Origin of the sequence: Francisella halioticida (assembly GCF_002211785.1) — a bacterium.
Lineage (GTDB): Bacteria > Pseudomonadota > Gammaproteobacteria > Francisellales > Francisellaceae > Francisella > Francisella halioticida.
Genome location: NZ_CP022132.1, coordinates 726,256 through 750,009, shown reverse-complemented (window position 1 = coordinate 750,009; position 23,754 = coordinate 726,256). Strand labels below are relative to the sequence as shown.

Sequence of the window (23,754 nt, the reverse complement as noted above, 5' to 3'; positions counted from 1 at the left end):
TCCCTGTTATTCAATACCACTTTATAAAATATTTTTATTCCTTGCTTTTATGCAGCATCTAAAATACCAGAATATACTTCATCAGGAGTCATATATCCAATACTAGAATGTAGTCTTTCATTGTTGTAAATATCAATATATTCTTTGATACCTACTTTAGCCTCTTTCATAGTTATATATGATGCCGGATAAACATTTTCATATTTCAGTGTTCTCCAAAATCTCTCAATTGCAATATTATCTATAGATCTTCCTTTAGCATCCATAGATTTATTTATTTTATTATCAGATAATATTTTAATATGCTCTTTTGCTGTATATTGAGTTCCTTGATCATACCCTCCTATTTGGGACACTTAGGTGTTAAGAAAAGGAGACAAGATGAGATATACAAAAGAGTTTAAAGATGAAGCTGTTAAATTATGTTTACAACCAGATGCAAATAGACGAGAAATAGCAGATAATTTAGGGGTTAAATATAAAACCATTTGCAGTTGGATATCCAAAGCCATGTCAAACCCTCAGAAAGAAATAAAGATAGATTATAAAACGCAGTACCAGCAACTATCTTTTGAAAATACTGATTTGAAGAAAAAACTCAAACAGGCAGAAACAGAGCGTAAAATACTAAAAAAGGCACAGCGTACTTTGCAAAGCAAAATCTGTAAGGTACGCCTTTATTAAGGAGCATTATAAAGTTATGCCAGTAACAACACTATGTAAATCTTTGAATGTGAGCACATCTTCATATTACAGATGGATTCATAAACCTATAGGTAAAAGGCAATGCTGAACTAGATGATGCTATTTTAATGAACATAAATCTAGATATGGAAGTGTTAGGATATACAAAGAGCTTAAAGATATGGGTTGGAAAGTTACTCAAAAACGTATGAAATTACTTGGTTTACATGCTAAAGCGGCTCGTAAGCATAAGAAAACTACAGATTCTAACCACAACAAACATGTTTATGATAATTTATTAGAACAAAACTTCACTGCTTTATCTGTAAATCATAGGTGGGTTACAGATATAACTTATGTACCTACACAAGAGGGGTGGCTGTATCTTTGTGTGATTATAGATTTATTCTCAAGATCAGTTATTGGTTGGGCAATGGATTCTAGGATGAAAGCGGATTTAGTTTGTAATGCTTTAAATATGGCATTATTTAGAAGAAATTTTCCTAGTGGTGTGATTATACACTCTGATAAAGGGTCACAGTACTGTAGCAAACAATATCAAGACATTATTAAAGAACACTGGCTACTATCAAGTATGAGCTCTAAAGGATGCTGTTACGATAATGCTGCTTGTGAAAGTTTCTTTGGAACTTTAAAAGTAGAGTTAGTACATGATGAAAGCTATAAAACTAGAGAAGAAGCTAAACTATCAATATTTGAATATATTGAAGCTTACTATAATACAAAAAGGAGACATTCTACAATAAATTATATGACTCCATATCAATTTGAATATATAATGGAAAATGAAGTAGTAAACTGTCCAAAATTGACGGGGTAGATCATATTTCTTGTGTTTCTTATTAATGACAGTTGTCTTTTTTTTAGGATACAATGCCTTAATACCCATGAATTCCATAGCACTTTTGATTAGCTTCCTTCCAACTAGAAATCCTAATCTATTTAGCAACTTTACTAGCCTTATCGTACCATAATATGGATGTTTAGTATGTATCAAATCTATTGCATTTAATAGTTTAATATCATCATTACTACTAAATTTTGATATTGGTGTATAATAGTACACACTCTTAGATACAGATAATAGTTTAAGCTGATTATTTAAAGATAATTCTAGCTTAGTATCTACAGAGTTTACTCTATCATTTGATGATACCAAGCTTTTTAGCTTTCCCATTAAAAAATCCCTCTCTACTATTACCTCGCCTAGTTCTTTACTTGTTGCATCTTTATCTTTTCTAAGCTCATCTATTTCCTGCTTATACTCCTTAACAACAGAGCTTTTATCAAATGCTAAGCAAGCATTAGATAAAAATTTCTGCTTCTAATTATGCACGTTTTTAGGAAGTAAATCATACTTACTTGCTATCTCATTAACTGTCATATCGCCTTCTAGCAATTCTATAATTACTTTAGCTTTAAAATCAGCTGTATACGTTACTCTTTTTTTACTCATTTATCTATTTCCTAATTTATCTAGTTAAGTTTAACATCTATGAATAAAAATCTTTCTAAAATCAGTAGCTTTTTCTGGGGACATTATAATCTTTAGGTTCAGCTACTTCATTATCACCTTTTCTTATATAGACTATTTTCTCATAAGTTTCATACTTTTGATTTATATAGTGATAAATGTCTTCCCACTCATTTTTGAATAAATGCAGGGCTCTTATTCCTATTAAATCTGTAATTATTTTTAGATAGTTTTTGACAGATATATCAGCATACTTTTTATTTGCTTCTTTTTTCTTTCTTACTATCTTTCTTAAAAGGTGGGCTGGATCTTTTACACGCCATCTAACAGAGTGAACATTATCATACTGTTGCAAGGTATTGGCTAAATAACTTGCGGTACTTTTAAAATCATCAATCCTACTTAAATAATCACTTATAATTTCTGATAATTATTTTTAACTGATGTTAGCTTGCTCTAAACAAGCACTAGAAATATTACTATCTTCTAAAATTTTCTTTATATCCATAACTTAATATAAATCCCTTATTATTTAGTATATATTTAATCCGAATGTCTTTTAAAACTATTTTCATCATACTATAGGACCTACTTATTATAAGTCTTAAAATTAGACTCTATGATCAAATCTTAGAATGACACATTTTTTTCGGATTAATCATATCTAATGTTAATTATTCTAAATTCTTAAAGACTAGTTCTACATTATATATAGACTAATTCAACTGCTATAGCTGAATGAAAATGATTAGCTTTGATAAAGATATTATTATTTTGAAATATTCCTAGAAACTAACTTCTGGCAAACTTGCTCTAATGAAACTTCTTTCTCTCTAAGTAAAACTAATAAATGAAATAATAAGTCCGCTGTCTCAGAAATTAACTCTTCATCTGAATCTTGCTCCATTGCAGCAATTACAACTTCTACACCTTCTTCGCCAACTTTTTGAGCGATTCTTGGCAAACCATCTTTAAATAAACTAGTCAAGTAGCTATTCTCAGGCAAATAACCTTTTCTTTCGGCTATTAACTTTTCTAATTTATCTATTATATACAAAGAGCTATCTTCTTCACTTTTAGTAAAACATGATTTACTACCAGTATGGCAAGTTGGGCCATATGGTATAGTTTTCATAAGTATAGAATCATTATCACAGTCAACTGATATATCTCTTAGCTCCAGAAAATTACCACTTTCTTCACCTTTGGTCCATAGGCGTTTTTTACTACGACTATAAAATGTTACTTTACCTATTTCTAAAGTCTTTGCTAAAGATTCTTTATTCATATAGCCTAGCATTAAGACACTATTATCAATCGCTGATTGAATAATAGCTGGAACTAAATCATCCATTTTCTGCCAAGCTATAGACTCTATAATTTTATTATCCATTTTATATCCTATTTTACTATTCTTGTCGGTATATTTTTTTTAAAAAGCTCTTGTTTTAACTCAGGTATAGCAATAATGTCATCGTGAAATACACTTGCTGCCAAAGCGCCATCAATATCGGTATGCTTAAATACATAAATAAAATGCTGAATCTGACCAGCTCCACCAGAAGCAATAACAGGTATTGAAACGTTTGATTGAACTTCTCTCAGATGCTCTAGATCATAACCACCCTTGACACCATCATGATTCATACAATTAAGAACTATTTCACCAGCACCACGAGACTCAACTTCTTTTGCCCAACTAACAGGATCTAATAATGTCTGCACAGTCTTATCAGCACTGCCTGTATATTGGCAAACTTTAAATTCACCATCGATAAATTTACTATCTACTCCAACTACTACACATTGAGTACCAAACTCATAAACTAGCTCATCTATCAAATCAGGTCTAGCTAATGCTGTAGAATTGACAGATATTTTATCTGCTCCTTCATTTAATATAGCTCGAGCATTCTCTACGGACTTAATTCCACCAGCTACACAAAATGGGATATTTATCTTTTTGGCTATCTCTCGTATCCATTTGATAGAAAGTAACTTATTATCTGGACTGGCTCCAATATCATAAAATACCAGCTCATCTGCTCCTGCATCTGAGTATTTCTGAGCCAGCTCAATAATATCGCCAATAATTCTATGATTTCTAAATTTCACACCTTTAACAACTACGCCATCTTTGACATCAAGACATGCAATTATTCTTTTTGTTAACATCCTAAAGCCTCTTGTAGTGTAAATTTATTTTCATAAAGAGCCTTACCAATAATGACACCATAAGTATTTTGCGCTTTTAATATTTCTAAATCCTTTAAAGTTCCAACCCCGCCAGAAGCCATAAACTGAATATCTGGATAAATAGATGAATAGATTCTATATAACTCAAAATTTGGACCTTGCAGCATACCATCACGAGAAATATCAGTACATAAGACATACTCAAGACCAGCACCAAGATAAGTCTGTAATATTTCATCTAAAGTTGTTGTGCTAGATTCTTGCCAGCCATGAGTTGCTATATAAGGAACTCCTTCTTTGATAAATACATCCAAAGCTAAAACTATCTTCTCAGCTCCATATTTCTCAAAAAACTTCTTTGTTAAAGCTATATCTTTAACAGCTAAACTACCAACAACCACCCTATCAACACCAATTTCTAAAAGCTTTTCGATAGTCTCAAAATCTTTGACACCACCACCAACTTGTAGAATCATATTACAGTTTTTTCTAATCTGTTGGATAGTTACAAACTGACAAGTTTGGCCTTTTTTAGTACCATCTAAATCTACAACATGGATAAACTCAGTGCCTGCTTGTTGATATGCTTTTGCGACATCTTTTGGCTCAAGCTCATAAGTAGTGGTTTTATTAAAATCACCGTTTTCTAAACGAACACATTTGCCATTTATAAGATCTATCGCTGGAAATATATTCATCTACAAAACTCCTTGTATAAAATTCTCTAAAATCTTCATCCCAACATTACCTGACTTCTCAGGATGAAACTGAATACCATAAAAATTATCTTTATTTACCATCGCAGTGAAATCATTTATATAGTCATTAGTAGCGATGCTAAATCTATTAAGTTCAGCATAAAAACTATGTACAAAATATACATAATCATCTTCTGCAATATCTTTAAATAAAAAATGATTTTTGTTTATATTTTGTAAGCTATTCCAACCCATATGTGGAATACTAAAACCTTGAGTTTTCTTAAAAGCTTTTACTTTCTCAGGAATAATACCCAGACAAGCTGTATTTCCTTCTTCAGAAAAACTATACATAATTTGCATTCCTAAACAAATACCTAACACCGGCTGTTTTAGTTGTTGAATAAGCTTATCTAAGTCATACTTTTTTAAATTTGCCACTGCTGATTTAGCATGTCCTACACCTGGAAAAATTACACAAGCTGCTTTTTTAATAACTTCAGCATCATGCGTTAAGACTATTTCTTGCCCTAGCTTTTCAAAGGCATATTTTATTGAAGCAAAGTTACTACCACAACAATCTATTATCGCTATCATAATACTCCCTTTGAGCTTGGAATCTCATCTATACCATCTTTAGCAACTGCCTGTTTAAGAACCTTACCTAAGCCCTTAAAACAAGCCTCTATCATATGATGAGTATTTTCACCTGTTACTTTGATATGTAGCGTTGCCTTTAGACCTTCAGCAAAAGATACAAAGAAATGTTTTACTAACTCTACAGATAAATCCCCAACCATTTCACGATCAAAGTTTGCTTCAAATGAGCAATAGTTTCTACCACTTAAATCTAGAGCAATTTCAACTAAAGCCTCATCCATTGGTAATAAAAAACCATAGCGATTAATACCATACTTATCACCTAGAGCTTGAGCTATTGCTTGAGAAAGTGTAATTGCAACGTCCTCAACACAGTGATGATCATCGATATGAAGATCGCCTTTAGCCTTAATTACAGCACTTATACCAGCATGTTTTATAATCTGATCAAGCATATGATCAAAGAAGCCTAGATCTGTCTCTATTTCTCTAGTTCCAGGTGCATCCAAATTAACTTTTACAATAATATTAGTCTCATTAGTTACACGCTTAATTTCAGCTACTCTAGGCTTATTTAGTATAGCTGTAGTGATATCATCCCAAGTTTGATATTCATCCCGACCTATTTGAATAGGGTTAACCTTTATATTTTGAGCTAACTGAACATCTGTTTCTCTATCGCCAATCACATAGCTATCTTTTAGAGAAATTTTTTGCTCTACTAAATAATCCATCAACAAACTAACTTTAGGCTTACGACAATTACAGTTTTCATGAGAAAAGTGTGGACATATTAAAGTATCTTCAAATTCGATACCTTGCGATTTAAATATCTTCATCATCAGATCATGAGGAGCATCAAAATCTTTTTGAGGAAAAGAATCTGTCCCAAGGCCATCTTGATTTGATACCATCACAAGTTTAAAACCTGCTTTTTGTAGTTTCTTAAGAGCTTCAAATACACCCTCAAAAAACTCTAGTTTCTCAATACTATCAATCTGCTTATCTATAGCTGGCTCAACAATTAAAGTACCATCTCTATCAATAAATAAATACTTATTTTTCTTCATAATCACTGCTTAATTTTTGTAATATTTCGATTAGTTTTTTATTTTCAACTGATGTTCCAATACTTATTCTTAATATCTTTTCATGATTAAAAAAATGCGCCATAGAACGGACAACTATGTTATTTACGATTAAATCATCAAAAACTTCTTTATTAAAACGAACTAGTAAAAAATTTGCATCTGATGAGTATACTTTGTTTACTATTGCTAATTGCTCTAACTTCTCTAATATTATCTGTCTCTGCTGTTTTATTTCTTCAACTTGACTGTCTAACTTAGCTAAGCTTTTATTATCAAGTAAACTTAATATCGTAGTTTCAGTAGTCTTTGGAATTGGATATGGTGCTAATATTTTTCTTAACCATTCAATCATATTAGCATTAGAAATTATAGTACCTAATCTAAGCCCTGCCATACCAAAAGATTTTGATAATGTTCTTAGGACAACTAGATTTTGATATTTATCTATAAGAGTAGTCGCTGATTGTTCACTACTAAACTCTATATATGCCTCATCGACAACAACTATACATTTACCTGCCAAATTTGCTAATACCTTTTCAATATCAGCTAAAGATAATGATTTACCTGTCGGATTATTGGGAGTACATAAGAAAACTAACTTACAATTATTAGGAATATTTTCTAAAAGCTTAGTAATATTAAGTTTTAAATTATCTTCTTGCTCAAGCTTTATAGTATTATATTTTACTCCTTGTAATTGCGCAGCTATTTTATACATCCCAAATGTAGGCTCTACAGCAAATACACTATCTTTTTGATATTCACAATATAATCTAAATAACAGATCAATCCCTTCATCACTGCCTCTAGTAATCAACAAATTATCAGTTTTTACTTTATATATCCCTGCTAGACGCTGAACTAACTCTTGAGGTTGTTGTAAAGGATAACGGTTAAACAAATTCTCATCATTATAAGGAGATTCATTAGCATTTAACCATATATCTCCATCTACTTTCAAAGAGCGTGCGGATGAATATGCACTAAATCTTTGTAAATCTTTACGAATAAGGTTTTCTGTGGTTTGATTTTGCATAGTATTATAAGCTCTCCAAACGAATTTTTACCGCATTTTCATGAGCTTTAAGACCTTCTATATATGCTAGTCTCATAGCCATTTCACCTATATTTTTTATCCCTTGCTTTGATACATTTTGAATGCTTATTGCTTTCATAAAATCTATAGTTGCTAAACCACTATAAGCTTTGGCATAACCATAAGTAGGTAAAACATGATTTGAGCCTGTAATATAGTCTCCTAATGCTTCAACAGCCCAAGGTCCTACAAATACAGCTCCTGCATTTTCAATACTATCAATATAATCATCAGCATTTTTAATATTCAAAATAAGATGCTCCGAAGCATATTCATTGGCTATATTGATTGCTTGGCTAAGTGTATCTACAACAATAATTGCACTATTTTCTAAAGACTTCTCAATTATAGCTTTTCTTTCAGCTGAACTAGTTTGTTTAAAAACTTCTTGCTTAACTTTATCAGCTAAGTTTTTATCAGTTATAATCAATAAAGCTTGTGAATCAATTCCATGCTCGGCTTGCGCTAATAAGTCTGCAGCAACAAATCTTGGATCTGAACTCTCATCAGCTATTACTAAAATCTCAGAAGGTCCGGCTGGCAAATCTATTGCAGCTCCTTGACTATCGTTAGATACCTGTTGCTTTGCTTCTGTAACCCACGAATTTCCTGGCCCATAGATTTTATTAACTTTTGCTACTGTTTCTGTGCCATAAGCTGACGCAGCTATTGCCTGAGCCCCACCTAACTTATAAATCTTTGATACTTTACAAATATCTGCAGCTATTAAAATTAACGGATGGACATTACCACTTTTATCACAAGGAGTAGTTACATAAACTTCTTTACATCCTGCAATTTGTGCTGGAACTGCTAACATTATTAAAGTTGATACTAAAGGGGCTGAACCTCCAGGCACATATAGACCAACCTTTTCGATAGGTTTATAAACTTTTTTACAAATCACACCATCACTAGTATCACAAATAGTAGTCTTTGGTTTCATAATTTCATGATAGTTAGATATACGAGCTATAGAACTTTTGATCAAATCAATATCATTTTGTGAAACTAACGAATAAGCATTCTTGATTTCATCTTGTGAAATTTCAATACTATCTAAGTCAACACCATCAAATTTAGCAGTAAAACTCAAAAGAGCACTGTCACCTTTTTGTTTTACTTCACTTAAGATATTTTTCACACCTTCAATTAGGCTAGATTTATTAGCATTAATTGGACGATTTAGAAGCTCTTTCTGCTTTACTAAGCTAATGTTTTGCCAATTATATATTCCAATCATCTTAATTATTTACTCCAACATTTTCTCTATTGGTAAAACTAATATTGAACTAGCACCAGCTTCTTTTAACTTTTCTAGAGTTCCCCAAAAAACACCCTCTTTAGTGACTAAATGTACTGCTACTTTAGTATCACCATATATGGGCATAATAGTTTGTCCTTCATGACCTGGTAAAATATGTGTGATTGTGTCTACAGCATTTTTATCAATATGAAACATAATATATTTACGCTCTTGAGCATGTTTAACACCCTCAATTCTTCTAAGCAATAATTGATAATATTCTTCCAATTCATCACCAAAGCTCTTGTTTGAACGAATCAAGATAGCTTGGCTTTTCATTATGGTATGAATTTCTTTAAGATTATTCTCTTCTAATGTTCTTCCTGTAGAAACTAAATCACATATTGAGCTTGCCATTTGTAGATTTGGAGCTATTTCAACAGACCCTGAAATAGATAGTAGATCAAGATCCAAATTTTGGCTCTCTGAAAACTGCTGAACTAAATAAGGATATGAAGTTGCTATTCTAGTATTTTTTAAATCATTTAAATTATCTCCAGCATTATTAGGTACAGCTATAGATAATCTACATTTACCAAACCTTAGCTTCTTGGTTTTGATAATATCGTTATTTTTATTAGTAGCTTTTATGCTTAATAGATACTCTTCTAAAACATTTTCACCAACTACACCAAAATCACATACATTGCCGTTTACTAACGTCGGGATATCATCATCTCTTACAAAAAGAAAATCAATGGGAGCATTTATTGAGTGACATAACAGATTACTTTTACTCGAAAACTCAACTTTAATACCTATTTTATTAAATAATTCCATAGAACTATCGTATAGTCTGCCTTTCTTTTGTATAGCAACTCTTAATCTCTTTCTCATTTTAATTCTCTTTTTTAATTTTGTTATAGACAATATTATAACCATTTGTTCCATAGCTTAGACACCTTGCAACTCTAGTAATGGTCGTTAGGCTAACCCCTGTCTCGGCATAAATCTGCCGATATGGTTTATCTTTTTTTAACTCTTTGACTACTCTCCAACGAGCTGCCATAGCCATTAAATCAACTGGCGTACATAAATCCTCTAAAAAAAGCTTTGCTTCACCTATAGATTCAAAGTTTGTGAAAACTTCATAAAGATCTTGTAAATTTTCTTCGTTATTTTCTATTTCAGACATTTATAGTCAATTAATGTATTGATGTACTAATATAGTATTATACAATAACAAAAATTACAAACAACTATCAAAATAAATCTAAATTTTGAAAAAAAATACTAAACTAACTCAGAATATATTAAGAATGATTATTGATTTTATTAAAGATAATAGAACTATTTTGAAATAATTATTTCAAATTTTAAAAAACGCTTATTCTTCTAGTTTTATACCCTTAGTTTCAGGCATTTTAGCAATAACTACAACAATTATAATTGAGGCTATAACCGCATAGATCCCTGGAGCCATCTGACCAAAATAAACTATTAATATGCTAGAAACCAATGGTACCGTGCCACCTAATAAAGCATTACTGATATTATAGCCTGTACCTACTCCACTAAATCTAAGATGTGTCGGGAATAGCTCATTAATAGTAACTACAAACGTAGCTGTAGCCGCCGATATAAGTAACATTAAAATAGACATCACAATACATGATAATAAAGTAGAGTTCATACTATTTATCACAAATAAACTAGGATAAATCAACAATCCAATACCAATACAAGATATTAATAATACTTTTTTACGCCCTATTTTATCGGAAACTGCGCCCCATAGCGGTGCTGTTGCGAAATAACATATCGAAGCAATCATTGTCACAAACATTGCTGTATTTGTAGAATAATTTAAAGTTCCTTCCAAAATAGATGGAATAAAAGCTGCGACCATATAATAAACGATACCTAAGTACCCTGCTAATGCAAATACTATCAATATTTGGTAAGGATATTCTTTGATTGCTGAAACAACTGGAGTGTCATCTAATACGCCATCTTCTTTCGCTTTAAGATATTCAGGTGACTCACTTTGCAAAAACTGCATAACTAATACAATAATAGCCAGAATCGTACCTATAACAAAACATAACCTCCAACCATAAGCATGCATTTGTTGTTTTGTTAATATCTCAGAAAATATAAAAACTATAACTGTACCAAAGAAGACACCAAAACCTGAAAAAAATGTCCCAAACGCTGTGATCAATCCTCTTTTATTATCAGGGGCTTGTTCACTTAATATTGCTAATACGCCATTATACTCCCCTCCAATAGAAAATCCTTGAATCATGCGTGCAAAAATTATCAATACTACAGATGCAATACCAATGCTACTATAACCTGGGGTAAATGCTATCATGGCAGAAGAGATTGCCATTAAGGTTACAGTTATTATAAGTATTTTCTTACGTCCTACCTTATCACCTAGGTTTCCAAAAAAAACTCCACCTATAGGCCTCATTAGATATCCTGCTGCAAACATACCAAATGTTTTAATTGTTGCAACGGTTGCATTATTATCAGGAAAAAAAATTGCTGATATATATATTGTGACATAAGCAAATAGTGCGAAGTCAAAATACTCAACACTTGTTGCAAGCCCTGCAAATAATATATTTTTTATAGATATTTCTTTTTTCATTTTCAATAATTTATAGCTAAGTTTATGTTATATTATTAAATACGAGTATGATATGCAAAGAAACTAGACATAATTTAGTACTTTGTATAAATTTTTATAGAATATGGCGAAACTATTGAAAAAAATAATAATACTAAACTTACTTCTTGCTATATCAAATTTAGCTTTTGCTAATAAAAATAGTATTATCTCCTATATTGAATCAAATATTCCTTTTTATAATAGTAGCAATAATAGCAAACTGATAGCTTTAACAACTAGCTCAAAAGAAATTCAACTAAAGCAAGAAGCTATAACAAATGTTCAATATGTCACAAAAAATGGTGACGATAGTAATAGTGCTGCTAATAAACAGAATTTAAAAAATGCTATAAATTACTTAAATCAGGCTCTTAAAAATACTCCAGAAGAATCTACAGAATCACTTCAATTACGACTATCTCTATTCTCTCTTAAGCTAGATATTCATGACTATAAAAAAGCAGATGAAACAATTATACAACTTTCACAAGACTTTCCAAAAGAACCTGTCGTCCAAATATATACGATAGCATATTTAGATTTACTCAATCTAAAAAACTATAACTTATCGCTACGGAACTTGCAGAAATTAAAATGGTCAAAAACAGATGATTTCATAAAAACATTTAAGATAATAAAAAATAGCTTCTACCTACAAATCAATACTAATGCAAACCAAATACAAATAGAAGCTAACTCCCCTACAGTTATTATCATTAACGGCTATAATCTTAATGAAGATAGCTCAATGAACAATATACTAGTAAAAAGATTACAAAAAGGATTAGAAGCTCATCAAAGATATCCACGTGCTAAAATTATAGTTGCTGGTGGTAAACCTAAATTAGGGGTCACAGAATCCTATAGAATGAAACAATGGCTCGTTAAAAGTGGCGTACCTAGCAATAGCATAATTCAAGAAGATCAGTCAAGCAGTACTGTCTGGGGAGCTATTGACACATTCAAAATACTAGATGATTTTAAACCAAAAATCAAAAATATAATTCTAGTCACATCATCATCAGATATTAGAAGAACTAATGCAATATTTCAGCAAGAAAATCTAAATACTAAATCAAATATTAAATTCCATAATATTGTCTCAGGAGTGAGAGGATATAACATTATGATGCCTATATCTGAAAATGAAAGGGCTATAATCATAAAAGACACCCTAAGAATAGCTGGTATATGGCAAATGCCAGGTATGGTATTTTAAGAATTTGATATATTAAGAACTTCTTCGGCCTTTATTTTGCTCTCAAAGATAATGCTTATTCTGGCTATAAGTGTTTAGTGAATGGATAAACACTATCTATTATATTGTAATTCTAAAATTAATACTTCTTTTTAATCAACCAAAAATGGATAAATAACATATCATTTTTTGATAAACATAGTTAATTTTTAACTGATGAATATAGTAATTAATCTGATATAATTTTTCCTAAAATCTTTCATAAATGGTAATAAAGTTTAATAAGGTCTGTAGTATTATCAAATAATTTTTATTTTGGAGAAAACCTTATTGAGAATATTGGAGAAATTTCATCACAATTTAAATTAATAAGGGTTAGAAATACTCTCTAACTACTATACCAACTATGGCTAATACGAGTTCAGAAGATACAATTTTTATGCAATCTCTGAAATATAAAATAAAATAAAAATGCTAATAACGGACATCAATTTCATGCCAAATATAGCTATGTTTCTTATTTAGCTTATGAGAATAAAATTTAATAATAGTGGACTTTCGATAGTCGAACTACTAATCATTATTCCAATAATATCAATCGTTGCTGCAATAGCTGTTCCAATTTACTCTACATACGTAGTAAAAACAAAAATTTCTAACACCATATATGAAGCTGATCAATATGTTAAAAAATTAAGAGTTTATACAAACACAATATAATGTCCCCAGAAAAAGCTACTGATTTTAGAAAGATTTTTATTCCTAGATGTTAAACTTAACTAGATAAATTAGGAAATAGATAAATGAGTAAAAAAAGAGTAACGTATACAGCTGATTTTAAAGCTAAAGTAATTATAGAATTGCTAGAAGGCAATATGACAGTTAATGAGATAGCAAGTAAGTATGATTTACTTCCTAAAAACGTGCACAATTGGAAGCAGCAATTTTTATCTAATGCTTGCTTAGCATTTGATAAAAGCTCTATTGTTAAGGAGTATAAGCAGGAAATAGATGAGCTTAGAAAAGATAAAGATGCAACAAGTAAAAAACTAGTCGAGGTAATAGTAGAGAGGGATTTTTTAATGGGAAAGCTAAAAAGCTTGGTATCATCAAATGATAGAGTAAACTCTGTAGATACTAAGCTAGAATTATCTTTAAATAATCAGCTTAAACTATTATCTGTATCTAAGAGTGTGTACTATTATACACCAATATCAAAATTTAGTAGTAATGATGATATTAAACTATTAAATGCAATAGATTTGATACATACTAAACATCCATATTATGGTACGAGAAGTCTAGTAAAGTTGCTAAATAGATTAGGATTTCTAGTTGGAAGGAAGCTAATCAAAAGTGCTATGGAATTCATGGGTATTAAGGCATTGTATCCTAAAAAAAAGACAACTGTCATTAATAAGCAACACAAGAAATATCCATACTTACTTAATGTATTTAAAAATGAGACGAATCAGGTTGTTATAGATAAAGCTAATAAGGTATGGAGTGCTGATATCACGTATATTAGACTAGAATGTGGGTATGCATATTTAGTAGCCATAATAGATTGGCATAGCAAGAAAACACTAGCTTGGAAGATTTCTAATACTATGGATACACATCTAACAACTAGTGTGTTAAAAGAAGCGTTATTTAAATATGGTAAACCTGATATCTTTAACTCTGATCAAGGAACTCAATATACAGCAAAAGAGCATATTAAAATATTATCTGATAATAAAATAAATATATCTATGGATGCTAAAGGAAGATCTATAGATAATATTGCAATTGAGAGATTTTGGAGAACACTGAAATATGAAAATGTTTATCCGGCATCATATATAACTATGAAAGAGGCTAAAGTAGGTATCAAAGAATATATTGATATTTACAACAATGAAAGACTACATTCTAGTATTGGATATATGACTCCTGATGAAGTATATTCTGGTATTTTAGATGCTGCATAAAAGCAAGGAATAAAAATATTTTATAAAGTGGTATTGAATAATAGGGACAGTTTACAAATAACTCTTTCCCACCCGAAGATGACAGTATATGGAAATGCGATAATTTAAATAGTGAATACGTATCTAAAGTTTGTTTGGTTAGAGAGTCTGAAACCAAAGCAGACATTGAAATTTATTTAACACCCAAAGTACTTGAAAGTGGGTCTTACTACAAGTATATCTTAAGTATATAGTGATTGGAGATACTAAAATATGATTAAAAAAAATATATTATTACTAAGTATTTTATTCTTTACTTCTTATTCTTATTCAACAAATATCCAGATAGATAGAGGTAATATTCCTATAGAATATTTTCCCTACTCTATCCAACAACAAATATTAGCATCTGAAAACGACACTCCAACCTATTCTGGCCCTATAGCTAATTCTATAGACAATATTCAAGATAGTATGTCTATAGATGAATTATTTGAAGACAGATTAACAAATAAGGTAAGAAGAAAAATAGCACTTAAAGATAGAGACAGTTGTAATCAAAATGCCTCTGATTGTGATGATTTTGGAAGGTATCTAGCAACATCTATATTTGAAATAGCTGAAGACAGAGGTTTTGTAGCCTTAATTAACATTTCTATAACTGAACAAATAGTACAAGGTAGGGTTGAATACACATACACAAGCCCTTCTACTGATAGGCTATATACTTCATATTATGATCCATCAATAGATGATCCAGCTCAACAAATATATGAAAATTTTGCTCCTACCAAAAATGGATGATTTTAACTATCAAACTCATCTATAAATTTCTGAGCAGCATCAATTCTTTCTTTACACAGTTTATAGCTTTTAGAAGCTTGCTCTAACATAGGGGCTAATTCATCCAATAATGCTGGATTATCTTGATTATCCTGAAGCTTCTCATTTATTTGTTCTAACGTTTCATAATTTTTTGCAAACTTTTTACTTTGTGTTGCCATTATTTTTTTATCTCCACTTGAATTTGTCCATCTGCATAAACTATATCTAAAATCGAATAGTTTTCTACTTGCTTATAACTAGTAATATATTCACCATCTTGAGATACTGTCACACTAAAACCTCTTTTTAGAGTTGGTTCAATAGATACAGATAGTATTTGTTTATATAAATATTCACTTGTCTGATTGTAATATCTTGTAATACTCTTTGATATATTTATTGATTGTTTATAATACTCGTCAATAGAGTGGCTATAATATTTTACTAAATTTTGAGAGTTCAAATTTATATTAGCATATTGAGATTCTACAGCTTGACTATATAATCGTACTAATCCCTTTGATATGGATAAAGTACCTTTATAACTATATTCTAAACCTTGATCTACTTGATACAGATAATGTTCCACTCTAGTTTTAAAATCATTGTATATTCTTTCTAACTTTGTTTGATTATATTTAGTCAAATTTTTAACTATCTTAATTACTGATTCATAGTTATATTTAGCTTTCCTAGCATTCTCAATTACTGTATTGATTATGAAGCCTATTACTTTTGAGGGTGTATCAAAATGCTTTGTACATATTTCATCCAAAACAGTACTATCACGCTCATGACCTATACCTATCATTACAGGTAACATACTATTACAAATACTTTCAGCAGGTAAGATATTATTAAACCAGTCTAAGTCTGCCTGTGCCCCCCCTCCACGGATAAGCACAATAGCATCGTATTGACTAGATTTTTGCATAACGTTATTAAAAGCATCTGAAACACTTATAGCACAGTCTTTTCCTTGCATTTTTGCTTCAAAAACCTCAAAGCTACATAACCCTAATAATTGAAGCTTATCGGCTTCTTCAAAAAAATCCCCCTTACCTGCTGCTGTTATACTTGTAATCACAGCTATATTTGTAAATTCTACAGATAAATTAAGTTTTTTATTTTTTTCTAAAATACCTTTTTTAGCTAAGGCATTAAGTATCTCTAACTTACGAGCCTGTCTATCTCCTAATGTAAAAGCCGGATCAATATCTATTATATTTAAACTAAGTCCAAAACTAATGTGATAATTAACAGATACTCTAAGTAAGACTTTCATATCTGAATTTAACTCTTCATTTGTCGATGAATTAAATTTTTTTAGTATATAATTAGCTTTATTTGCCCAACAGTTACATCTAATCTTAGCTACAGGATATTTACTAACACCATCATGTTCTATTAACTCACCGTAATAATGCTTGCCTGACCTTCTCCACTCAGAAAGCTCTGCAACAATCCAAAAACCTTCATAACTAAAGCTCATTTCTATAGTGCTTTTTATAAGTTCTAGGAACTCACTAAGTTTTAGAGATTCTTGCATAAGAGATAATTATAAATACTTGCTATTTCTAGATTTTACATTCTAGCAATTAATATACAAGAATAATTAAAAGTTTACGGCTACATTAAGCAAAGATTCTTCTCTACAAATCAAATAAGATTTTAAGATTTATCTAAATTCACTTAATTTCTTCGATAAACCTTATGTTTTATAATTTATATTGAATATTTTAGACTAATTGGAAAATAATTGCCTAAATTCCATGACATACATGTGGTACTATAGGTTTTGAATTATTATTTAATTGTTTATTAGCTGCATATACTGAAAAACTTATAGTTATTGATAAAAGAATTAATACTATTTTTTCATAATAACTACCCAAACATATTGTTTAACTTAAAGATCTTAGTCAAGTCAATCTTCAAATATATCATTTTTTAAAATAATATAGTTTAGTTATCTTTAATAAAACTTATTAAAAAAACTATTTAGCTCTAAGAGAAAATAGCTTTTAGTAAAATACTATCTGATATAAAAGTTTAAAGAGCCGCTCTTAAAGATCCTATAAGTTTAAAATTACATTCTTTAATACTATATTTTAACTTATTATAACTTTCTTCTGAGCAACTTTCTGGCTTTTTAGATGGTAGACAAATATTGTTGTATTGCTCACTAAATTGCTTTTCTACTCTTAAACAATTTAAATCATTAACATTCAATGTAGCATCTGCTGCATATATTGAGCTAAAAGTTATAGTTCCTAGAAATAGTGTTCCTAATATTTTTTTTCATGATAACCACCTTTTTATTTATTTATTTCATATAATATACTGATAATAAATATTATCACCAACGAAATTTGAAGCTTAGATAAAAGCTATCTAATGCTTTATAAAATAAATATAACATTAATTATTAATAAATATGTATATCTATTTTTAACAAGAAATATTAAAAATAAACAACCTACCTATATACCAACTATGATTTAGATTTTTAAAAAAAATTAAACTTACGTTTTATAAATTAGAACTATAATGTCCCCAGAAAAAGCTACTGATTTTAGAAAGATTTTTATTCCTAGATGTTAAACTTAACTAGATAAATTAGGAAATAGATAAATGAGTAAAAAAAGAGTAACGTATACAGCTGATTTTAAAGCTAAAGTAATTATAGAATTGCTAGAAGGCGATATGACAGTTAATGAGATAGCAAGTAAGTATGATTTACTTCCTAAAAACGTGCACAATTGGAAGCAGTAATTTTTATCTAATGCTTGCTTAGCATTTGATAAAAGCTCTGTTGTTAAGGAGTATAAGCAGGAAATAGATGAGCTTAGAAAAGATAAAGATGCAACAAGTAAAGAACTAGGCGAGGTAATAGTAGAGAGGAATTTTTTAATGGGAAAGCTAAAAAGCTTGGTATCATCAAATGATAGAGTAAACTCTGTAGATACTAAGCTAGAATTATCTTTAAATAATCAGCTTAAACTATTATCTGTATCTAAGAGTGTGTACTATTATACACCAATATCAAAATTTAGTAGTAATGATGATATTAAACTATTAAATGCAATAGATTTGATACATACTAAACATCCATATTATGGTACGAGAAGTCTAGTAAAGTTGCTAAATAGATTAGGATTTATAGTTGGAAGGAAGCTAATCAAAAGTGCTATGGAATTCATGGGTATTAAGGCATTGTATCCTAAAAAAAAGACAACTGTCATTAATAAGCAACACAAGAAATATCCATACTTACTTAATGTATTTAAAAATGAGACGAATCAGGTTGTTATAGATAAAGCTAATAAGGTATGGAGTGCTGATATCACGTATATTAGACTAGAATGTGGGTATGCATATTTAGCAGCCATAATAGATTGGCATAGCAAGAAAATACTAGCTTGGAAGATTTCTAATACTATGGATACACATCTAACAACTAGTGTGTTAAAAGAAGCGTTATTTAAATATGGTAAACCTGATATCTTTAACTCTGATCAAGGAACTCAATATACAGCAAAAGAGCATATTAAAATAATATCTGATAATAAAATAAATAAATCTATGGATGCTAAAGGAAGATCTATAGATAATATTGCAATTGAGAGATTTTGGAGAACACTGAAATATGAAAATGTTTATCCGGCATCATATATAACTATGAAAGAGGCTAAAGTAGGTATCAAAGAATATATTGATATTTACAACAATGAAAGACTACATTCTAGTATTGGATATATGACTCATGATGAAGTATATTCTGGTATTTTAGATGCTGCATAAAAGCAAGGAATAAAAATATTTTATAAAGTGGTATTGAATAACAGGGACAGTTTATACAAAGCACTTGTCATATGGATAAATTTAAAACTAGTTTTGCTAAGATTGATAAATTAACTATCAAGGATATTAAAAATATTCAAAAAATAATTAACAGTGCCTATAAAATTGCTGAAAATGATTTATGGATTGAATCTGCACAAAGAGTATCCCCTGATGAGTTAAAAGATCTAATTAAACAGAATAAAATAATTATTGTAAAAAGTGATGATCTAATTCTTGGATCTATAAAAGTTATAAAGTTTTCACAGAATATTGCTGAATTTGGAATGTTAGCTACAGACTTAAACTATAGAGGATTTGGACTTGGTAATAAGCTTGTTACTGCTGCTGAAAACTGGGCTAGAGATAACAACTTTAAAATAATGCGACTTGAGCTACTCACTCCAAAGCACCACACAAGTCAAAGTAAAGAAAAACTAAAAAAATGGTATACGAAATGTGGATATAAACATTACTGTATAGAGCTATTTGCAGACTTATTTCCAGATAGCTACCATCTTTTAGCTGTAGAATGTGATTTTAATGTTTATCACAAAACACTATAAATAGACTATAGTTTAACTATCATCTCTTTATTACTCTTATAATATCCGCCTTTTTTAAAATAAATAAAGACTCCTATTAAGCCTACTAAACCACAAACTATACCAACTAATGCAGGACCTAAGAAGTGATATTGAGTCACTGCAATAATAGTTGTACTTATTAATGGCGCCCCCTCCAACTACTGCAAAAGCTAAATTATAACTTAGCCCAACTCCTGATAATCTTACATCTGTAGGGAAAAAATCGCATAGTAGAAATATGAAACTAGCTGCTATCAATGCATAAAATAGCATAATAATAATTGAAGCCACAACAATATAAAAAACTGTACCAAAACAGCTCATCAAATAAAATATTGGCAAAGAGCTGATAACAATAAGTTCAGCTTCTATTACAAACATTTTAGCGATGCCAATCTTATCTGACAAATAGCCAAAGATAAAAGTAAAACAAGTAAGAATTAAAACACTAGGTGTCAGAATTAGAGAAATCTGTCCAGAATTATAATTAACTAGAATACTTTCAACAAATCTATGCATATATAAAGTTAACATTACCCCACCAAAAGCTACTATAATAACTATACATATCCCAGCGAATAGATTCGCCCCATAGATAGATACTAAAGAACTAAAAGAATGTCTCTTTTTATTATCAATGTTTTCAAACTCTGGAGTCTCATGGAGGTTTCTACGCACATAATACCCTACAAAACCTAATAAACCACCTATTATAAAACCCACTCTCCAAGCATAAGTACCAAAAACATACTCTAATGCAAATCCAACAAAATCAGAAAATAAGAATCCTCCTGTTACAAATGTAAATAATATTGCAGTAGCAAAGCCTATCTTTCCTTTTACAGATTCATACACTATCACATATGCACCAGGTAGTTCGCCACCCAAAGCTATTCCTTGTAATATTCGTAATAACACAAAAGCAAAGCTTGCAAATAAGCCCCACTGAGCATATCCTGGCATTAAGACCATACATAGTGAGCAGCTACCCATGAGTAATATTGTAAATAATAGTAATCTTCTTCGCCCTATCAAATCTCCAACAATACCAAGAATAGTTCCTGCAAAAGGCCTCACTAAATATGCTATTGAAAATATTAGTATTGTCAAAAAAGATTTTATTGTTGGGCTAGTAATTTCTGCAAAGAAAGTTGCTGATATTTCTTTAGAAAAAATCATATACAAAACAAAATCATAAAACTCTAAAATAGCTCCTATACCATCTAACAAAATTACATTCCTACTATCTTTATTGTAATTTTTTTGTAATTTATTAATTTAGTATTCAAAATATCATACAAGGTTTTTATTTAATTTAGAAGCTCTTACGAAAGACATGAATCACAATCTTCATTTTTAAATAAGTTATACTTTTTTAATTCTATATTTGCTAAATCATAGGTATATAGGATAGAATCTGAATATTTTGTTTTATCTAATAGAAAATTAACTCCAATATTCACTAATATCATTCCCTCTAATCCTGCTATTATGCCTATCACCCCTAATTTGTTATTATTTCTAAGTTTATACATATTTGGGTATAAGCATTTTAGACATGCCGAACTATTGTTTATATTAAAGATTCCTGCTTGAAAAGCAAAACCTGAAACACCTCCAGATAAAAGAGTAACTCCATGCTCAATAGAGAGCTTATTTGTTAAAACTTTAGTTTCAAAATTATCACTTGTATCTATAATTAGATCAAATTTATTAATATCGAAATTAGATACATTTTCTAATGTTAATCTATCTGTAACAATGTCTATTTGTATATAAGGATTCAATTTCTTAAGCTTATTTTTAGCTACAATAGCTTTAGGCTTACCTATACTATCAATATCAAATAGTACTTGCCTATGTAGATTAGAAAAACTGACAATATCATCATCAACTATTGTTAGTGAACCTAGACCTAAACCAGTAAAATAAGTAGCCACAGGAGATCCCACACCTCCTACACCTATAAGTAAAACAGATGACTTTTTTAACATAACTTGACTCCTAACACCAAAATCTTTTAGCATTAGTTGTCTCGTGTAGTAATCATATTCTTGTTGCGATAATTCTTGATCTAAATTCATATTTTTATCCTAAAAACTTAACTATAGCTTCTAGTTCGCTATCTAAAATTTCGTCAACTAAGCTGACAACAGCAATTCCATCAGCGCCTATATTTTTTATGGCTTTTATATGTTTTTTCTTTATACCTCCGATTACAACTAATGGTAAATCTAGTATTTCTAACCATTGGTGGATTTTATTTAATCCTTGAGGTTCAAATTTCATCTCTTTTGTTGTCGTAGCATATATAGGTCCTAAAGCAATATAACTAGGTTTAATAGCTAATGCTATAGCTAATTCATAGTAGTCATGTGTACTTAACCCTAAGGCAATATTTGAATCACTAATTTTAAATAAAGTTTTTTTACTAAATTTAAATAGCTTGAGTAAATCTTCATGACCTAAATGTATACCAAAAGCATTATGCTTAATTGCAAGCTCATAATAGTCATTTATAAAAAGCTGTAGTCTATATTTATTTTGATATTTAATAGCTCTTATAATATGTCTTTCAACATAAGAAATATCTTTTGATTTAATTCTTAACTGAATAGTTTTTACTCCAAGATTTACTAAATGAGGAATCTTATTAGCATCATCAATTATTGGATAAAAACCAATTTTAGAGATAGATCTAAACTCTAAATTAGAAAAGATTTTATCAAAAAATACTCTAGGAAAATCCTTATCAAAACTTAAGAGATTTATTGTTGCTAAATAACTGGCACCTGTAGTAAGTTTCTGGGAGTTTTTGATTGCATTAGTAATATATGATTTTGCCATAACAATAGAATTGTTAATATCAAATTCTAATACTAAAAAACTTGCAATTGCACTTGATAATGTACAACCCGTACCTCTGATTTTAATGTCTCTTTTATATTTTACTGAAACTAAACTATAACCATTTTTTTTATTACTATAATAAAAATCTGTACAAATACTTTTCTCTAAATTATGACCTCCCTTAAGAAGTATACTTTCACAAAGATATTTTTCTTGTATAGCTTGAGCAGCATTACTTAAGCTAAAATTATTAATATTATGATCAAGTAATAGTTTTGCTTCATCTAAGTTTGGAGTTAAAATATCCGCTAGAGGATATAGTTTCACTCTAGCATACTCTATAACTTCTTTTGATACTAAAGATTTCCCCGTTGTTGAAATCATTACTGGATCACAAATATAGATGACACCTTGTAAAGTTGACAATAAATCAACTATCACATCAATTTGCTCAATAGATACTAATAATGATGTTTTAATAACTTTAATATTAAAATCGCTAACTACTGCCTGTAGTTGTTTTTTGAAAATATTTATACTTACATTTTCAATATCTAGCACTGTTTCTGAGTTCTGTGCTGTAACACAACTAATAACTGTGCTTGCATGAACCCCAATATTTTTAGCAGTCTTAATATCCGCCTGTATACCAGCCCCAGATGAACTATCTGATCCACCTATAGTCAATAGAGTATTTTTCATAAAACCTT

25 protein-coding genes and 3 pseudogenes are annotated in these 23,754 nt (G+C 29.9%); 8 read left to right on the top strand and 20 right to left on the bottom strand.

Going from position 1 to position 23,754, the window contains the following annotated elements:
* Positions 1-47: 47 nt before the first annotated feature.
* The gene (locus tag CDV26_RS04140) at positions 48-356 is read right to left on the bottom strand and encodes an integrase core domain-containing protein (protein WP_088772214.1); all 309 of its coding nucleotides are present in this window, start codon (positions 354-356) and stop codon (positions 48-50) included.
* 4 nt (positions 357-360) lie between these two features.
* Between CDV26_RS04140 and CDV26_RS04135 the strand changes: the two genes are divergently transcribed.
* Together CDV26_RS04135 and CDV26_RS04130 are read left to right on the top strand one after the other, a co-directional pair.
* Entirely contained in the window at positions 361-684 is a 324-nt protein-coding gene (locus CDV26_RS04135; protein ID WP_157671333.1) for a transposase, read from the top strand.
* 181 nt (positions 685-865) lie between these two features.
* Positions 866-1,525: an IS3 family transposase gene (locus tag CDV26_RS04130; RefSeq protein WP_088772213.1), complete on the top strand. Its 660-nt coding sequence runs from the start codon at positions 866-868 to the stop codon at positions 1,523-1,525.
* Between the two features lie 96 nt (positions 1,526-1,621).
* Here the strand turns inward: CDV26_RS04130 and CDV26_RS12905 are convergent.
* The 13 genes and pseudogenes from CDV26_RS12905 to CDV26_RS04075 all read right to left on the bottom strand — a co-directional run.
* Positions 1,622-1,882: pseudogene (locus CDV26_RS12905) on the bottom strand (hypothetical protein); the annotation flags it as partial.
* A gap of 147 nt (positions 1,883-2,029) precedes the next feature.
* Positions 2,030-2,161: a transposase gene (locus tag CDV26_RS12430; protein WP_169709706.1), complete on the bottom strand. Its 132-nt coding sequence runs from the start codon at positions 2,159-2,161 to the stop codon at positions 2,030-2,032.
* A 61-nt stretch (positions 2,162-2,222) separates the two neighbouring features.
* On the bottom strand, positions 2,223-2,534 hold the full coding sequence (locus tag CDV26_RS04125) for a nucleotidyltransferase family protein (protein ID WP_157671442.1): 312 nt from the start codon (positions 2,532-2,534) through the stop codon (positions 2,223-2,225).
* Between the two features lie 414 nt (positions 2,535-2,948).
* Entirely contained in the window at positions 2,949-3,572 is a 624-nt protein-coding gene (hisIE, locus tag CDV26_RS04120; RefSeq protein WP_088772211.1) for a bifunctional phosphoribosyl-AMP cyclohydrolase/phosphoribosyl-ATP diphosphatase HisIE, read from the bottom strand.
* Between the two features lie 8 nt (positions 3,573-3,580).
* The gene (gene hisF, locus CDV26_RS04115) at positions 3,581-4,354 is read right to left on the bottom strand and encodes an imidazole glycerol phosphate synthase subunit HisF (RefSeq protein WP_088772210.1); all 774 of its coding nucleotides are present in this window, start codon (positions 4,352-4,354) and stop codon (positions 3,581-3,583) included.
* Positions 4,348-5,073: a 1-(5-phosphoribosyl)-5-[(5-phosphoribosylamino)methylideneamino]imidazole-4-carboxamide isomerase gene (hisA, locus tag CDV26_RS04110; protein WP_088772209.1), complete on the bottom strand. Its 726-nt coding sequence runs from the start codon at positions 5,071-5,073 to the stop codon at positions 4,348-4,350. Before hisA ends, hisF begins: the two co-directional genes overlap by 7 nt.
* On the bottom strand, positions 5,074-5,670 hold the full coding sequence (gene hisH, locus CDV26_RS04105) for an imidazole glycerol phosphate synthase subunit HisH (protein WP_088772208.1): 597 nt from the start codon (positions 5,668-5,670) through the stop codon (positions 5,074-5,076).
* The gene (gene hisB / locus CDV26_RS04100; RefSeq protein WP_088772207.1) at positions 5,667-6,743 is read right to left on the bottom strand and encodes a bifunctional histidinol-phosphatase/imidazoleglycerol-phosphate dehydratase HisB; all 1,077 of its coding nucleotides are present in this window, start codon (positions 6,741-6,743) and stop codon (positions 5,667-5,669) included. Before hisB ends, hisH begins: the two co-directional genes overlap by 4 nt.
* Positions 6,730-7,803 carry a histidinol-phosphate transaminase gene (gene hisC / locus CDV26_RS04095; protein ID WP_088772206.1) on the bottom strand — a complete coding sequence of 358 codons (1,074 nt, stop codon included), beginning with the start codon at positions 7,801-7,803 and terminating at the stop codon, positions 6,730-6,732. Before hisC ends, hisB begins: the two co-directional genes overlap by 14 nt.
* 4 nt (positions 7,804-7,807) lie before the next feature.
* Positions 7,808-9,106: a histidinol dehydrogenase gene (hisD, locus tag CDV26_RS04090; RefSeq protein ID WP_088772205.1), complete on the bottom strand. Its 1,299-nt coding sequence runs from the start codon at positions 9,104-9,106 to the stop codon at positions 7,808-7,810.
* 9 nt (positions 9,107-9,115) lie between these two features.
* Positions 9,116-10,006: an ATP phosphoribosyltransferase gene (gene hisG / locus CDV26_RS04085; RefSeq protein ID WP_088773444.1), complete on the bottom strand. Its 891-nt coding sequence runs from the start codon at positions 10,004-10,006 to the stop codon at positions 9,116-9,118.
* A 1-nt stretch (position 10,007) separates the two neighbouring features.
* A complete protein-coding gene (locus CDV26_RS04080) occupies positions 10,008-10,304 on the bottom strand; it encodes a YerC/YecD family TrpR-related protein (RefSeq protein WP_088772204.1) in 297 nt (98 codons plus the stop codon).
* Positions 10,305-10,496: 192 nt separating this feature from the next.
* Positions 10,497-11,768, bottom strand: a complete 1,272-nt coding sequence (locus CDV26_RS04075; protein WP_088772203.1) for an MFS transporter — start codon at positions 11,766-11,768, stop codon at positions 10,497-10,499.
* Positions 11,769-11,883: 115 nt separating this feature from the next.
* Here CDV26_RS04075 and CDV26_RS04070 point away from each other — a divergent pair, with 115 nt between their 5' ends.
* The 3 genes from CDV26_RS04070 (at position 11,884) to CDV26_RS04060 (ending at position 15,743) form a co-directional block, all read left to right on the top strand.
* Complete coding sequence (locus tag CDV26_RS04070; protein ID WP_157671440.1) at positions 11,884-13,008, top strand: YdcF family protein; 1,125 nt, start codon at positions 11,884-11,886, stop codon at positions 13,006-13,008.
* A gap of 782 nt (positions 13,009-13,790) precedes the next feature.
* Positions 13,791-14,960 (top strand): IS3 family transposase, encoded by a 1,170-nt coding sequence (locus CDV26_RS04065; protein WP_088772201.1) that lies wholly within the window; start codon positions 13,791-13,793, stop codon positions 14,958-14,960.
* Between the two features lie 252 nt (positions 14,961-15,212).
* Positions 15,213-15,743: a hypothetical protein gene (locus CDV26_RS04060; protein ID WP_088772200.1), complete on the top strand. Its 531-nt coding sequence runs from the start codon at positions 15,213-15,215 to the stop codon at positions 15,741-15,743.
* Positions 15,744-15,745: 2 nt separating this feature from the next.
* Here the strand turns inward: CDV26_RS04060 and xseB are convergent, their stop codons facing one another.
* The 3 genes and pseudogenes from xseB to CDV26_RS04045 form a co-directional block, all read right to left on the bottom strand.
* The gene (xseB, locus tag CDV26_RS04055; protein ID WP_088772199.1) at positions 15,746-15,943 is read right to left on the bottom strand and encodes an exodeoxyribonuclease VII small subunit; all 198 of its coding nucleotides are present in this window, start codon (positions 15,941-15,943) and stop codon (positions 15,746-15,748) included.
* Positions 15,927-17,313, bottom strand: a pseudogene (gene xseA, locus CDV26_RS04050) (exodeoxyribonuclease VII large subunit). The gene xseB and the pseudogene xseA overlap by 17 nt, the downstream one beginning before the upstream one ends.
* Before the next feature lie 503 nt (positions 17,314-17,816).
* Positions 17,817-17,996 carry a hypothetical protein gene (locus CDV26_RS04045; protein WP_212788963.1) on the bottom strand — a complete coding sequence of 60 codons (180 nt, stop codon included), beginning with the start codon at positions 17,994-17,996 and terminating at the stop codon, positions 17,817-17,819.
* Between the two features lie 402 nt (positions 17,997-18,398).
* Between CDV26_RS04045 and CDV26_RS04040 the strand changes: the two genes are divergently transcribed.
* From CDV26_RS04040 to CDV26_RS04030, 3 genes are all read left to right on the top strand, one after another.
* Entirely contained in the window at positions 18,399-18,539 is a 141-nt protein-coding gene (locus CDV26_RS04040; RefSeq protein WP_088772134.1) for a transposase, read from the top strand.
* 63 nt (positions 18,540-18,602) lie between these two features.
* A complete protein-coding gene (locus CDV26_RS04035) occupies positions 18,603-19,568 on the top strand; it encodes an IS3 family transposase (protein WP_157671646.1) in 966 nt (321 codons plus the stop codon).
* Between the two features lie 71 nt (positions 19,569-19,639).
* Positions 19,640-20,173, top strand: a complete 534-nt coding sequence (locus CDV26_RS04030) for a GNAT family N-acetyltransferase (RefSeq protein WP_088772195.1) — start codon at positions 19,640-19,642, stop codon at positions 20,171-20,173.
* A 5-nt stretch (positions 20,174-20,178) separates the two neighbouring features.
* Here CDV26_RS04030 and CDV26_RS04025 read toward each other — a convergent pair.
* The 3 genes and pseudogenes from CDV26_RS04025 to thiD form a co-directional block, all read right to left on the bottom strand.
* Positions 20,179-21,472 (bottom strand): annotated as a pseudogene (locus CDV26_RS04025) (MFS transporter).
* A 47-nt stretch (positions 21,473-21,519) separates the two neighbouring features.
* Positions 21,520-22,278: a HesA/MoeB/ThiF family protein gene (locus CDV26_RS04020; RefSeq protein ID WP_088772194.1), complete on the bottom strand. Its 759-nt coding sequence runs from the start codon at positions 22,276-22,278 to the stop codon at positions 21,520-21,522.
* A gap of 4 nt (positions 22,279-22,282) precedes the next feature.
* On the bottom strand, positions 22,283-23,746 hold the full coding sequence (gene thiD, locus CDV26_RS04015; protein ID WP_088772193.1) for a bifunctional hydroxymethylpyrimidine kinase/phosphomethylpyrimidine kinase: 1,464 nt from the start codon (positions 23,744-23,746) through the stop codon (positions 22,283-22,285).
* Positions 23,747-23,754: the final 8 nt, after the last annotated feature.

Bases quoted from the DNA above. Each gene is read 5' to 3' on its own strand.
- CDV26_RS04130 (WP_088772213.1), top strand. From the start codon at position 866: ATGGGTTGGAAAGTTACTCAAAAACGTATGAAATTACTTGGTTTACAT.
- CDV26_RS12430 (WP_169709706.1), bottom strand. From the start codon at position 2,161: ATGAGTAAAAAAAGAGTAACGTATACAGCTGATTTTAAAGCTAAAGTA.
- hisIE (WP_088772211.1), bottom strand. From the start codon at position 3,572: ATGGATAATAAAATTATAGAGTCTATAGCTTGGCAGAAAATGGATGAT.
- hisF (WP_088772210.1), bottom strand. From the start codon at position 4,354: ATGTTAACAAAAAGAATAATTGCATGTCTTGATGTCAAAGATGGCGTA.
- hisA (WP_088772209.1), bottom strand. From the start codon at position 5,073: ATGAATATATTTCCAGCGATAGATCTTATAAATGGCAAATGTGTTCGT.
- hisH (WP_088772208.1), bottom strand. From the start codon at position 5,670: ATGATAGCGATAATAGATTGTTGTGGTAGTAACTTTGCTTCAATAAAA.
- hisB (WP_088772207.1), bottom strand. From the start codon at position 6,743: ATGAAGAAAAATAAGTATTTATTTATTGATAGAGATGGTACTTTAATT.
- hisC (WP_088772206.1), bottom strand. From the start codon at position 7,803: ATGCAAAATCAAACCACAGAAAACCTTATTCGTAAAGATTTACAAAGA.
- hisD (WP_088772205.1), bottom strand. From the start codon at position 9,106: ATGATTGGAATATATAATTGGCAAAACATTAGCTTAGTAAAGCAGAAA.
- hisG (WP_088773444.1), bottom strand. From the start codon at position 10,006: ATGAGAAAGAGATTAAGAGTTGCTATACAAAAGAAAGGCAGACTATAC.
- CDV26_RS04080 (WP_088772204.1), bottom strand. From the start codon at position 10,304: ATGTCTGAAATAGAAAATAACGAAGAAAATTTACAAGATCTTTATGAA.
- CDV26_RS04075 (WP_088772203.1), bottom strand. From the start codon at position 11,768: ATGAAAAAAGAAATATCTATAAAAAATATATTATTTGCAGGGCTTGCA.
- CDV26_RS04065 (WP_088772201.1), top strand. From the start codon at position 13,791: ATGAGTAAAAAAAGAGTAACGTATACAGCTGATTTTAAAGCTAAAGTA.
- CDV26_RS04060 (WP_088772200.1), top strand. From the start codon at position 15,213: ATGATTAAAAAAAATATATTATTACTAAGTATTTTATTCTTTACTTCT.
- xseB (WP_088772199.1), bottom strand. From the start codon at position 15,943: ATGGCAACACAAAGTAAAAAGTTTGCAAAAAATTATGAAACGTTAGAA.
- CDV26_RS04040 (WP_088772134.1), top strand. From the start codon at position 18,399: ATGAGTAAAAAAAGAGTAACGTATACAGCTGATTTTAAAGCTAAAGTA.
- CDV26_RS04030 (WP_088772195.1), top strand. From the start codon at position 19,640: ATGGATAAATTTAAAACTAGTTTTGCTAAGATTGATAAATTAACTATC.
- CDV26_RS04020 (WP_088772194.1), bottom strand. From the start codon at position 22,278: ATGAATTTAGATCAAGAATTATCGCAACAAGAATATGATTACTACACG.
- thiD (WP_088772193.1), bottom strand. From the start codon at position 23,746: ATGAAAAATACTCTATTGACTATAGGTGGATCAGATAGTTCATCTGGG.